The organism is Flavobacterium sp. 2, assembly GCF_049949195.1.
GTDB lineage: Bacteria > Bacteroidota > Bacteroidia > Flavobacteriales > Flavobacteriaceae > Flavobacterium.
This window is the reverse complement of the sequence record NZ_CP188206.1, coordinates 421,002-434,941: the sequence shown is the minus strand read 5'-3', so window position 1 is coordinate 434,941 and position 13,940 is coordinate 421,002. Positions and strand designations below refer to the sequence as shown.

General features: G+C 38.5%; 6 protein-coding genes. All 6 read left to right on the top strand.

The features are described from left to right. Nucleotides 1-141 precede the first annotated feature (141 nt). The 6 genes from ACNFIH_RS01775 to ACNFIH_RS01750 all read left to right on the top strand — a co-directional run bounded on the left by ACNFIH_RS01775 (nt 142) and on the right by ACNFIH_RS01750 (nt 13,723). Nucleotides 142-3,264 (top strand): SusC/RagA family TonB-linked outer membrane protein, encoded by a 3,123-nt coding sequence (locus ACNFIH_RS01775; RefSeq protein ID WP_426485212.1) that lies wholly within the window; start codon nt 142-144, stop codon nt 3,262-3,264. Nucleotides 3,265-3,273: 9 nt separating this feature from the next. Next, complete coding sequence (locus ACNFIH_RS01770; RefSeq protein ID WP_426485211.1) at nt 3,274-4,794, top strand: RagB/SusD family nutrient uptake outer membrane protein; 1,521 nt, start codon at nt 3,274-3,276, stop codon at nt 4,792-4,794. 155 nt (nt 4,795-4,949) lie between these two features. Beyond that, nucleotides 4,950-7,418 (top strand): DUF4982 domain-containing protein, encoded by a 2,469-nt coding sequence (locus ACNFIH_RS01765; RefSeq protein WP_426485210.1) that lies wholly within the window; start codon nt 4,950-4,952, stop codon nt 7,416-7,418. A 99-nt stretch (nt 7,419-7,517) separates the two neighbouring features. Continuing rightward, a complete protein-coding gene (locus tag ACNFIH_RS01760; RefSeq protein WP_426485209.1) occupies nt 7,518-10,505 on the top strand; it encodes a glycosyl hydrolase in 2,988 nt (995 codons plus the stop codon). A gap of 20 nt (nt 10,506-10,525) precedes the next feature. Beyond that, the gene (locus ACNFIH_RS01755; protein WP_426485208.1) at nt 10,526-11,434 is read left to right on the top strand and encodes an alpha/beta hydrolase family esterase; all 909 of its coding nucleotides are present in this window, start codon (nt 10,526-10,528) and stop codon (nt 11,432-11,434) included. Between the two features lie 219 nt (nt 11,435-11,653). Next, nucleotides 11,654-13,723 carry a beta-galactosidase gene (locus ACNFIH_RS01750; RefSeq protein ID WP_426485207.1) on the top strand — a complete coding sequence of 690 codons (2,070 nt, stop codon included), beginning with the start codon at nt 11,654-11,656 and terminating at the stop codon, nt 13,721-13,723. Nucleotides 13,724-13,940: the final 217 nt, after the last annotated feature.

Genomic DNA, 13,940 nt, shown 5'->3' with positions numbered 1-13,940 from the left:
ACAGCTGCTAAATTGCTTGAAAGCCATTAAAACATTTGAAATGATCACAAGAACAAATGCGGTAATATGAAATCAACTGCTTCTTTATGGATGCAGTAAAATTGAAGTATAGATTACTAACTACTAACCAAACTATTAATTATGAGAATTATCAAAAAATGCATGTCAAGGCGCAGCAAAATGCTGCTGCTGTTTTTATTTTTGAGTATCAAGGTACTCGCAACAGAACCTCTAGTAGACTTGGATTTTCAGATCCCTGTCAAAGGAAAAATTACCTCTGCTACTGACGGATTGGGACTACCGGGCGCCACCATACTTGTAAAAGGAACTAAAATCAGCGCTTCAACTGATTTTGATGGAAATTTCACTATTGATGTGCCTGATACAAATGCGATCCTTATTGTTTCATTTACAGGCTTCAAAACCCAAGAAATTGCGTTAAACGGCAGAAATTCACTGAATATCTCACTAGCTGAAGAAACTATGGCTCTTGATGAAATTGTTATTGTTGGATATGGGACCATGCGCAAAAAGGATCTTACAGGCGCTGTTGCTTCAGTAAAAACAAAAGATCTAAATACCGTAGCTTCTTCCAGTATCGACAAGATGCTACAAGGGCGTGTCGCAGGTATGACGGTAGTACAGAGAACCACGCAACCGGGCGCAGGAATATCAGTCAATATACGTGGCGCGATTTCGCCTAACGGGAACAATGCGCCATTGTATGTTATCGACGGTGTCCCGATTTTGAATGCAGCGAGTGCTGATCAGACCAATACAGGAACTTATGATTTAAAGACCGGTATTGACAGGGATCCGCTCAATTCTCTTAATCCTAGCGATATTGAAAGCATTGAGGTATTGAAAGACGCTTCTGCTGCAGCTATTTATGGTGCTTCTGCCGCTAACGGGGTAGTTTTGATTACAACTAAAAGCGGAAAGAGCGGAAAGGTAAAAGTAGAGTACAGGAGCACTATTACGGGCCAGATGATGAAAAAATATCCTGAAGTGTTGGGAGCAAAAGACTTTAGGGAACAGGCTAATTTTTGGTCTAAAGAATATTATCTATATGCTCAGAAAATGGGTGCTTACGGAAATAATCCAATTAATTTGAACGGCTATAATCCTATCTTCGCTGATGTCAACAATTACAAGACCGAAACAAACTGGATGGATGAGGTGAGCCGTGACGGATTTATAATAGATCAGAACCTATCGGTGAGCGGCGGCACCGAAAAAACAAAATATTTTCTGGCTTACAATTACTACAAGAATGATGGATTACTGAAAAATTCTGATTTCAAGAGAAACAGCATCCGGCTCAACCTGGATCAGGAATTTTCTCCAAAACTAAAAGGTGGAATCAAATTGAGTTATGCCATGACAGGCGCCAACAGTGCTTCTTTTGGCCCTCAGGGAAATGGGGACAATATGATTTTGAATGCACTTCGATATGCTCCGGATATTCCTGTGCTGGATGAAAATGGATTTTATTCCAAATCATACCGCCAGAACATCAATAATCCAGCTTCGTTCCTTTCCTTCACAGACGACACTAGGACAAACAGAATTTTTATAGCTCCGTTTATTGAGTATAAAATAGCCGGCGGATTAAGCATCAAAGCACAGGGAGGTTATGACGGGCAGCAGAGCACTCGTGAATTTTATATTCCGGTTGCCGCACAAAATACTACTGTCACAACAGGTTTTGGACAATGGGGTTCTACAAATCTGTCGAGCGGAAGTGCAGAAGGATTTTTGAATTATGATAAGACCTTTAACGGCAAACACCGCATTTCCGCGGTCCTGGGTGCTGGATACTATACAAATTCAGGCTATGGATTTGGGTTGGGGGGATACGGCTTTTTTACAGATGCCTTCGGAGCAAGCAATGTCGGCATTGCCCAAGAGCGAACACGAAGTGAAATCCGTTCATGGAGAAACGAAAGAACAAAACTTTCACAATTCTTCAGGTTCAACTACGGGTATGACGACAAATACATTTTGACTTTTACAGGACGACGAGACGGTTCTAGTTATTTTTCAGAGAATAATAAATGGGCATTTTTTCCAAGTGTCTCAGCTGCATGGAGGATCAGCGGAGAATCTTTTTTAAAGGAATCCAAGACTTTAAGCGATCTGAAATTCAGAGTAGGCTACGGTACTTCGGGGAATGAGAATATTTTGGGAGCCAATTCGCTTTCCTTGTACCAGTCAGGCTACAATTATCTCTTTGGAGATACCGTCAATACTGGCCTTGCTTTGACCCAGATATCTAATCCAGATCTCAAATGGGAGACGGACTACACCATAAATATTGGTATAGATTACGGCTTTTTTAATCAAAGAATTACCGGATCTGTAGAATTATATCAAAGAGGAGCAAAAGACTTGCTGGATTATCGCACACTTCCATCAAATAATGCGGTAGGGCGTGTGGCCGCAAATATCGGCGAAACACAGAGCCGCGGTGTTGAATTTTCATTAAAAAGTCTCAATGTTTCGACAGATACATTTACCTGGAACACCACTTTGGATTTTTCTAAATTCAAAACTACGTGGGTCAAAAGAAATCCAGCAGTTTCATTGCCTGCTTATGTTGGTGAAAATGATCAGCTAGGTACGATCTATGGTTGGAAAACAAACGGAATAATCAAGACACAGGCTGACAAGCCTAGCTATATGCCCAATGCAGTACTTGGAAATATCAGATACGAAGACATCAACAATGATGGAGTACTAGATTCCAAAGATGTGGTAAAGCTGGGTATAAGCACTCCGAATGCAACCATGGGTTTTTCAAATACACTGGCCTACCGTAATTTTGACCTTAATTTCTTTTTCTATGGCGCATTTGGATTTAAAAGATCGCTTGGACAGATTCCAGATATGTGGGTCATTGGAAACAATGGTGTGGCTCCGGGCAATACTTTTACCAATATTTCGGAAGTCTGGAACAGCCAAAATGGAAATGGATGGATGCCTGGAGTTGCAGTAAATCCTTATGACAGTTCAAATCCAACTGCTACAAACGACTTTTTTATTTCCAAGGCCAGCTATATAAGATTGAACAGTATTACGTTAGGGTATACAATGCCGGCAAAATTGTTTGAAAACAAAACCTTGCAAGGCCTGCGTTTCTTTCTAGATGCGCAAAATGTGGCGACAATTACGAAATACAAAGGTTTCGATCCTGAATTTGCGGTACAAAATCCATACCCGCAAGCACTCTCAATTTCATTAGGAGTAAATGTTAATTTTTAATTCTGAATCATGAAAAAAAATATATTCAAGCAATATGGGCTTTATTTAGTAATGGGATGTATGTTTTTTGCATCCTGTGAAGATGCCCTGGATACAAAAATTTATTCGGATATGACGCCGGAAAATTTCTTCAAAACTGAAGGAGATATCAAATCAGGAGTTACAGGTCTTTATGTTCCCTGTACAACCAATTGGGGATATTCTGACGGAGGCACTGGATCGTGGTACAATGCGCTGTTCAACGCAGATGCCAATGCTTACCTAGCTGCAGGTTTCTATTCTACAGATGAGGGGCTTGCATATGGAGAGGGTAATGTCTATGAAAATTTTACAGTTGGACCTGCTTCGGGAGGAGCTTTGAACAATACTTATAATGTTATTCGTTTTGTGGCAAGATGTACAGATATTATCAATCAGATTGCTAAGAGTCCCGTAAGCGATGCTGTAAAAGAGCGTTATACTGCCGAAGTGAAAACACTTCGTGCGTATTATATGTTTGCTCTTTTAGACTGGTTTGGGCCTGTAAATGTAAAACTTGACCCTTCAACACTAAGTGACAACACTATTTTACCGCGTCCGGATCTTCAGACCTATGTTGGGTATATCGAGAGTGATCTAAATGACGCTGTAGCTTCTTCTAATTTGCCTGATAAATATAATGGTGATAATACAAATTGGGGACGTATGTCTAAAGCCATTGCTTATGGAATACAGATGAAACTCTACCTGCATCAAAAAAACTGGAGCAAAGTAAAAACGGCTACTGAAAAATTAATGACCATGGGATTTGGCCTGCTCCCTAACTATGAAGATGTATTTAACAATGCACGAAATAATGAGCAGATATGGGCAATTCCTTCAAATACTGCATCAGATAATTATTTTGTGACGGAAGTACTTCCCGCGGATTTTAAAAAAGGCTATAATCTTGATAATAAGCCCTACATAAGGGGAGATGAAAAGGTATTTTTTTCAGGTTGGCAGGTTTATTGCATGCGCTGGGATTTTTATGATACTTTTCAAAATACGGATAAACGAAAAAAAACAATTTTGGAGAGCTACAGTACACAAAGTGGTGAACAGAAGACAAGAACAGTTATGCGAGGTGCAATTCCTTTGAAATTTACCAACACTCAATTTGCTTTATACGGTATTCAGAAAGAGCAGCCGATTATCAGATATGCGGAAGTTCTGCTTTCTTATGCGGAGGCTGAAAATCAGCTTAATGGCCCCACCATCAATGCAGTAAATGCTGCTGGACTTGTTGCAGATCGTGCCAATGCAAGCATTCCGAATGCCGCCAAAGCAAGCAAACAGGCATTTGATGATTATTTATTGGCAGAGCGCGGCCGTGAACTTTATTTTGAGGGACAGCGCAGGCAGGATTTAATACGTCATGGAAAGTTTGTAAGCGGAGCAGTATTACGCGGCAAAAATGCGCAGGACTTCAACGTACTGTATCCAATACCTCAGTATGTAATTATTGAGTCAAACAAGATTGTCAAACAAAACGAGGGCTACAGCAATTAGCTGTAATCCTAAAAGTTAAGAAATCACGATTTATTCAATATAAAAATATTTAAAATTAAGTTTAAGTAGTTAAGTTTTTTTTGTGAAATCCTGCTGGTCTTTGAACCGGCAGGTTTTTTATTAATTTAAAAATTGCTTGAGCTGTAAAGGGTATAATGGGAAACTTGATAAAAAGACAAAAAAACAAAATAAATAGAACAGTATTGATTGCCTTCATTACGCTGTTTTCCTGCTGTACAACGATAAAAAAAGCAGATCTCCGCAACAACCTTACCTTGTCAAATAATTGGAAGTTTAACAAGGGGGAAAATGAGAATGCTACACTGGTCGGTTTTGACGATTCTAAGTGGGAGACTGTAAGTGTTCCGCATGACTGGGCTATCTATGGTCCTTTCGACAAGGAGGTAGACAAACAAACTACGGCAATTATCCAAAATGGAGAAAAAACACCTACTGAAAAAACAGGCAGAACAGGTTCCCTGCCTTACATAGGAGAGGCTTGGTATAGAAACCGGTTTTCAGTTAAGAATCTTGATAAAGACAAAAAAGTGATACTTCTTTTCGAGGGAGCAATGAGTGAGCCCAAAGTATTTTTGAATAATAAGAAGATAGGTGAGTGGAATTACGGTTACAATTATTTTTATTTTGATATTACCGATTTTGTTTTAGCCGATAAAGAAAACCTACTGGCGGTTCATTTGTCTAATATGGGGCAGTCCTCCCGCTGGTATCCGGGTGCAGGTTTGTACAGAAAAGTAAAATTGATTGTCAAAAATAAAGAGAGTATTGATCAATGGGGAACTTTTGTTACAACGCCCATAGTTTCAAAAGATCTGGCTAAAGTGAATATAAAAACAAAAGTTACAGGTGAAAATCTTCGGCTTGTCACCAGGATTATAGATGCAGGAGGAAATGAAGTAGCTGCGAACGAGACTACTTCGGTTTTTGCAAATGAATTTGAGCAAAATATAGCGTTAAAAAATCCACATTTGTGGAGTCCTGAAACGCCTTACCTTTATTCAGCAGTATCTGAATTGTACGATGGGAATGTTCTCAAAGATGAAACCAGAACACGTTTTGGGATCAGAACAATAAAATTCGAACCCCAAAAAGGTTTTAGTTTGAATGGTGAAATCAGAAAATTCAAAGGAGTTTGCCTGCATCATGATTTGGGACCGCTGGGCACTGCAATCAATAAGGCCGCGCTTCGAAGACAATTGACTATTTTAAAGGATTTGGGATGCAATGCCATTCGAAGCTCACATAATATGCCGTCAATGGAACAGCTTGAATTGTGTGATGAAATGGGGTTTATGTTCCTTGCCGAAAGTTTTGACGAATGGGCAAAGCCAAAGGTTAAAAACGGATATAACCGTTTTTTCGAGAAGGATGCTGAAAAAGACATCATAAACTTAGTGAGGGCGACACGGAACCATCCTTCAATTGTAATGTGGAGTTCTGGTAATGAGGTTCCTGATCAAAAGGGAGAAGAAGGTGTTAAACGTGCCAAATGGCTTCAGGAAATTTTTCACAGGGAAGATCCAACACGGCCAGTTACGGTAGGAATGGATCAGGTCAAGGCAACAATGGAATCAGGATTTGCAGCATTGATGGATATTCCGGGATTAAATTACCGTGTACACTTATATGAGGAAGCTTTTAAAAAATTTCCACAGGGATTTATTTTGGGTTCAGAGACAGCTTCAACAGTGAGTTCCCGAGGTATTTATAAATTTCCGGCAGAAAAAGCAGTATTTAAGCAATATGATGATTTTCAGACTTCTTCATATGATTTAGAATATTGCAGCTGGTCTAATTTGCCTGAAGACGATTTTATACTGCAGGATGACAAAACCTGGGTAATTGGAGAATTTGTATGGACAGGTTTTGACTATCTGGGAGAACCGACACCTTATGATGAAAAATGGCCTTCAAGGAGTTCGTATTTTGGGATAAGTGATTTGGCAGGTTTGCCAAAAGACAGATATTATTTGTACAGAAGCCGTTGGAATACTACGGCGAAAACTTTACATATTCTGCCTCACTGGAATTGGGAAGGCAGAGAAGGACAGACAACACCTGTTTTTGTCTATACAAATTATGACAGCGCCGAACTTTTTGTAAATGGGAAAAGTATGGGGATCCAGAAAAAAAACAACTCGACTCCTCAAACCAGATATCGTTTGATGTGGATGGATGTCAAATACGAACCTGGAGCCCTGAAAGTGATTGCACTTGACAAAGATGGAAAACCGGTTGCAGAGCAAGAAATACGCACAGCTGGAAAACCTTATCAAATCAAATTGGAAGCTGACAGAAATACGCTGGAAGCCAATGGTGAAGATTTGTCCTTTGTAACTGTTTCTGTAGTTGATAAAGATGGGAATCCTTGTCCGACAGCCACACAGCAATTAAAATTTAATGTTACAGGGAAAGGAACATATCGTGCCGCGTGTAACGGGGATGCGACTTCGTTAGAGCAATTTCATCTGCCAACTATGAAGTTATTTAGTGGTAAATTGGTTGTATTGGTTCAATCTACGGAAGAAGCCGGAAAAATCGAGTTATCAGTGACAGGAGACGGATTAAAAGAGGGTAGGATTAATTTAAGCTCAAGTAATTAATTACAATTATCCGATTTGAAGTAACTAGTAAAAAAATAATGTATATTATTTTTGCACTCTTCTTATAAAGGGAAACATATAACTTATTAAATTGAAAATATGAAATTTAAATATTTTTTAAAAACATCTCTATTAATTGTATTGGTATCTATTCTGTTCTTAAGTGCATCTTTTATATTTAAGGAAACTAGCATTGAGGAGGAGGATAAAATAGAAACTGACTTTAAAAATGCAAATGGCCCTACCCCTTATGTTTTATGGCAATGGATGAACGGTTGTGTGACCAAAGAAGGGATAACATCGGATTTAGAGGCCTATAAAAAAATTGGGATAAAAAATGTTCAGCAGTTTTTAGTAGGTGGTTCCGAGGCTGATATAAACGATCCCAGTGTCACTATTTTAGGAGATAAATGGACTGATTTAATGAAATTTTCTTTAGATGAATGTCAACGTCTTGGAATGGACTTTGGAACTCATAATTGTCCCGGGTGGAGTTCAAGTGGAGCTCCTGGGATAGAAGTTGAGGATTCGATGCAAAAATTAATTTGGTCTAAAACCACAGTCAGAGGAAATTCATCAAAAGGCGTTGCCATACCTAAAGCGGAAATCGATTCTAAGTGGAATTATTACAGTGATATTTGTTTAATTGCTATTCCCAGTGGAGATGCAATTGTCAAGAAAGAAAATATTATTGTCTTAACGGATGCCATTGATAGCGCTGATAAGCTAATAAAAGCACTTCCTCAAGGGGAATGGACAGTTCTGCGCTTCGGTCATACTACGACTGGACATATGAATTTAACTGGACCTGTATCAGGTCAGGGTTTGGAAGTTGATAAATTGAGCAGAAAAGCATTAGATAAATTCTGGTCATTATATCCTGCTAAATTAATGGAGTTAGCGGGTGACCATGCCGGGAAAAGTTTCAAACGAATAGAAATTGATAGTTACGAAGCCGGAAGCCAGGACTGGACGTTTGAAATGCCTGCAGATTTCAAACAGCGTCGTGGATATGATCTGTATCCATGGCTAGCGGTTATCGCTGGTTATACTGTTGAGTCAGAAAATAGCTCCAAACGTTTTAAATATGATTGGCAAAGAACTATCAATGAATTATTTACAGATAATTATTATGGTTATTTAGAAGAATTGGTCCACAAAACGCCTGGAATGGAATTTCTGGTGGAGCCTTATGGTACAGGAAAGAAAAATTTTGATGATATGGCAATTCGAGGCATTGGCGATGTTCTTATGTGCGAATTTTGGACAAAACCCGCTACATGGGGCTGGGACAGTATATTGCCAGTTGCGAGTAATGCGCATGTAAACAGTAAAAAAATAGTTGCGGCAGAAGCCTTTACAGGTCAACCCCAATATGCATTTCAAAATGACTTAGCAGATTTGAAAGCTACAGGAGACCAGGCTTTTTGCGAGGGGGTGAATCTTTTTGTGCTTCATGCCAGTGCGCATCAGCCTTGGCCTAACTTGAAACCGGGAATGGTAATGGGATGGTGGGGAACTCAATTTGGTCCAGGACAAACATGGTGGGATCATGGTGCTGCCGAGTGGATTCAGTATGTAACCAGATGTCAGCTTCTGTTGCAAAAAGGATTATTTGTTGGAGATTTATGTTATCTGCAATTGCAACGACAAAAAGACACTCCTATTCCGGAAGGATTTAGAGCTGATGTTTGTAGTGAAAAAGAATTGTTGACACGTTTTAAAGTTAAAGATAATACCCTTACCCTTGCTGACGGAATGTCTTATCGAATATTGATACTTCCAAATCAGCCTAAAATAGAACCAGAGCTTGCCAGAAAAATTGAAACTCTTATAAATGAAGGAGCTATTGTTGTGGGTAACGGATTTGCCGGAAGTTCCGGGTTATATAATTATGAATTAACTAATAAGGAAGTATCTGATATCAGCAAACGTCTTTTTGGTTCTTTAGAAAATAACAAAAGCAAAAAAATTGTAAAAATTGGAAAAGGAAAAGTATATGCTGGTTATTCTCCTGAAGAAGCTTTAGCAGCTGAAAGTATATCTAAAGATGTCGAATTCTTGAATAATGCGGGAGATATTGGCTGGATTCATCGTAAAGATGGAAATGAGAACTATTATTTTATGTCCAATAAATCAAAAGGTAAAATTGCGACCACTATCAGTTTTAGAGTTGATGGCATGCAACCCGAAATTTGGGATGCCGTTACAGGAAAAATCACGAATGCGTTAGTCTGGGAAAATAAAAACGGAAGAACTAAAGTAAGCCTCAATTTAGAGAGTTATGGTTCTTGCTTTGTTGTTTTTAGAAAACCAGTTAACAATCAGATTACTGCCATAAAAAGTCTTTCTATTAATGGGGCAGATGAAAATATAATACCTTATTTATCTAATAAAAATCAGTTGGTTTTAAGTAAAAAAGGAACTTATAATTTGTCATTGCAAAATGGCAAAACGGTTACTGTAACACAAAAGCAGGATCAGGAGTCAATACTATTAAATGAAAATTGGGAAGTACAATTTCAGGAAAATCGCGGTGCTCCTCTAACAGCTCATTTTGATAATCTTGTTTCCTGGCCCTTGCATACTGATTCAGGAATTAAGTTTTTCTCAGGTACGGCACAATATAAAAAATCATTTAAGCTGAATTCAAAACAATTAAAATCCAATAAGCGAATAATGATTGATTTAGGTGATGTTAAAAATATTGCAACTGTAACAGTAGATGGGAAAAGAGCAGAACTATTATGGAAACCACCATTTGTAACTGATATTACTGAATTCTGTAAAGCTGGAGATAATCAACTTGAAGTAAAGGTAACTAATTTGTGGCCTAACCGTATTATAGGAGATAAATCAGAGCCTGAAGACTGCGAGTGGGGACCAATGAGATCATTTTCTAATATACCAATCGGAAGAAATCTTTTGGAAATTCCTGACTGGGTAAAAAATAAAACGCCACGTCCCAGTAAAAATCGCATTGCCTTTTGTACAGTGGATTTCTTTCAAAAGGACACACCGCTGCTGCCTTCAGGTCTAATAGGACCTGTTAAAATAAATATTCAAGAAATTTGGAATGTTAAATAGTAATTTTTAAATAATTGGTAATGAAAAAATTTGTTTTAAATTTTATCTTTTCGGCTTTTGTTTTTGTTATGAATGCACAATCTGTTCAGTCAGTTGCAATTGCTCATAAATTGAAGAATAATCCGGTTCTTAGTGCTGGTTCCGGGAAAGAACTTGGGGATTTCAAAAGCGGAACTTACACAATTACGAGTGCAGGGCTTAGCCGCCAATATACGATTGATATTCCTGAGAATTATGATAAAAATACACCCTACCGATTAATTTTTGCCATGCACTTTATGGGAGGGCATATGAATAACATGGTCGAACAAAACTATTATGGACTTAAAACGTATGCAGAAAAAAATAATGTCCCTGTAATTTTTGTAGCACCCGAGGGATACACTGACCGTTCACCATGGCGGGGAGGTGATGATAAAGATCATGTTTTCTTTGCTGACATGCTCGAATTATTTAAGAATAAGTTAAGCATTGACACCTCTCGCATCTTTTGCTGCGGTTTTAGCTTTGGCGCTATGATTACCTATTCACTATCGTTGGATTTTCAGAAGGACCTACGAGCTGTTGCCTGTTACTCTCCAGCCAACTGGAATATTTATCTTCCAGAAAACAAGCATCAACCTCTTGCATTTTACAGCACTACTGGTACTGATGATCGTCTTTGCAAGTGGATCAATTCCGATGAAAAAAAGCAAGGAGGAAAATATTGTGTAATAACCCATCTTGAAGACAACGGACTTGTTGAATTGCCCGAAATCCCCGTCGCTGCGACACCTTATCATATTACTACTAAATTTGGAGGGCTTCCTGAAGAATATCCAGTAGTTTTTGGTTCTTTTCTTGGCGGACATACAGAAAAAGTAAAAGATCCTGGATCTGATATCAATTGGGTGGCAAAAGAAACCTGGGATTTCTTCATGCAGTTTTAATAATTTAAACAGTACGTAAATAAATCATCTATCTATATCATGTTTTGCTTTTTTCTGCTTTTCAGTTTGATTTTATTTAATCAAATTATTTTAGCAAAACATTTATATTTTGCATGATCGGAATGGGACTTCGCTAGAATCCATATCAGCTTATTTCTTAGCCGAGGACATTTTTAGAGGTTAACCATATAACTCTGTAATATTTAAATTCTTTTGACAATGAAATTTTATACACTAATAGTATCGTGCTTTTTTATTTTTAACGGCACTGCCCAAAATAAGTTTTTTAGTGAAGATGCTTTAACTACTGTCGGGGCTTATTATTATCCTGAACATTGGGATGAGTCACAATGGAACAGAGATTTTAAGAAAATGGCAGAAATGGGTTTCGAATTTACGCATTTTGCAGAATTTGCATGGGCTCAGTTAGAACCAAAGGAAGGAGTTTATGACTTTGCATGGCTCGATAGGGCTGTAGCCCTGGCTGCAAAATACAATTTAAAAGTTATCATGTGTACTTCCACAGCAACTCCCCCGGTCTGGCTGGTTAGAAAATATCCTGAAGTATTAAAAACGAATTATGAAGGAACTAAAGAAGATCATGGATCACGCCAGCACCCCTCTTTTTCTAATGAATTTTACAGAGCCTACTCTCTAAAGATGATTGGAGAACTAGCCAAGCATTATGGACAGGACAAACGAATCATAGGCTGGCAGCTCGATAATGAACCGCGCTCGAATGTTGATTATGGACAGGATGCCGAAAAACGGTTCAGGCAGTGGTTAAAAGATAAGTATAGTAATATCAAAAACCTTAATAAGGCGTGGGGAACCGATTTTTGGAGCGGTACTTATACAGATTTTCAGCAAATTAATTTGCCCAACCATTTGCAATGGGGAATGAATTTATATCAGAGGCTGGATCACACAAGATTCTGTGATAACGAAACAGCCACATTTCTCGACGATCAGGCACGTGCAATACGTAAATCGAGCCAAAATCAATGGATTACTTCCAATTACATTCCCATGTATGATGTCCGGTACATAGGAAAAAGCGCGGAATTGGATTTTGTTTCCTATACGAGATATATGGTGTATGGGGAAGACAAAGGTATTGGGGCAAAGGGGTATCGGCTTGGCAATTATTTAAGGATAGCGATGGCCAATGATTATTTTCGTTCAATATCTAAAAATTATGGCGTGATGGAACTGCAACCAGGACAGGTAAATTGGGGTAAGATCAACTCACAGCCATTACTGGGTGCAGTAAGATTATGGCTTTGGAATGTCTTTGCAGGAGGAAGTAAATTTGAATGTGCCTATAGATTCAGGGCTCCCATTTACGGTTATGAGCAGTACCATTACGGAATCCTCAGCTATGATGGGGTAACTCCGACACCAGGAGGCCTAGAATATCAACAGTTTGCCAGTGATATTAAAAAATTAAGAAAGTTGTATAAGGGATCTGCTGTTCCCAGAATATACAAAAATCGTAAAACAGCGATTTTATACGATCCAGATAATGCTGCTGCAATTAATCAGAACAAGCAGACTACTGAATGGGACACAGAAGCTCATGTGCTTAAATATTATGGGGCATTGAAATCCTTTGGAGCTCCTGTCGATTTCATTAAAGAAGATGTCGATTTTTCACAGTATCCGATACTTGTGGTTCCGGCTTATCAGCAGATAGATGAAGCTCTGGTTAAAAAACTGCAAGACTATGCTCAAAATGGGGGTAATTTAATTATTTCTTGTCGCACAGGCCATCAGGATAAACAAGGTCATTTATGGGAAGCGCCATTTGCCCAGCCTATTTACGATCTGATTGGAAGCAAGATAAAGTTTTACGATTTATTGCCTCCGCATGCACCTGATACAGTCACAGCCGAAAATAAGTCTTTCAGCTGGACAAGCTGGGGTGAGATACTTTCTCCAAATAAAGGGACAGAGGTCTGGGGCACCTATAAAGGGGATTTTTATGAAGGTAATCCTGCCGTCGTGCACCGGGCTACTGGAAAAGGGATGGTTACTTACGTAGGTGTGGATACTCAAAATGGCGAACTTGAAAAAAGTGTTCTGAAGAAAGCTTTCGATAAGGCTGGGATTACTATTGAATCTTATCCTCCCGGAGTTTTGGTAGAATATAGGGATGGTTTTGGAATTGCTATGAATTATTCTGATCATCCTTATACAATAAAATTGCCGTCCGATGTTCGAATTATCATTGGCAGCAGGGAAATCGCGACAGCCGGTGTATTAATCTGGCAAACGGCTGCCGATTAAAAGACAAGACAATTAAAAAGATTACTTTTCAATAGGAGTTATTTTTTGACTTTTCAGCTTAATTGTGATGAGTAAAGTTGCTTCAGGACAAATACTTAAATCGAAAAACATTTATTTATTAGCTATGTTCACAATTAAATTTGCTTTAACAAGCAAATTTATAATACTAAAATATCAAAGGATATTAATAACAATAACGATTACCTTTATAGAGATC

Bases quoted from the DNA above. Each gene is read 5' to 3' on its own strand.
- ACNFIH_RS01750 (WP_426485207.1), top strand. From the start codon at position 11,654: ATGAAATTTTATACACTAATAGTATCGTGCTTTTTTATTTTTAACGGC.
- ACNFIH_RS01760 (WP_426485209.1), top strand. From the start codon at position 7,518: ATGAAATTTAAATATTTTTTAAAAACATCTCTATTAATTGTATTGGTA.
- ACNFIH_RS01755 (WP_426485208.1), top strand. From the start codon at position 10,526: ATGAAAAAATTTGTTTTAAATTTTATCTTTTCGGCTTTTGTTTTTGTT.
- ACNFIH_RS01775 (WP_426485212.1), top strand. From the start codon at position 142: ATGAGAATTATCAAAAAATGCATGTCAAGGCGCAGCAAAATGCTGCTG.
- ACNFIH_RS01770 (WP_426485211.1), top strand. From the start codon at position 3,274: ATGAAAAAAAATATATTCAAGCAATATGGGCTTTATTTAGTAATGGGA.
- ACNFIH_RS01765 (WP_426485210.1), top strand. From the start codon at position 4,950: ATGGGAAACTTGATAAAAAGACAAAAAAACAAAATAAATAGAACAGTA.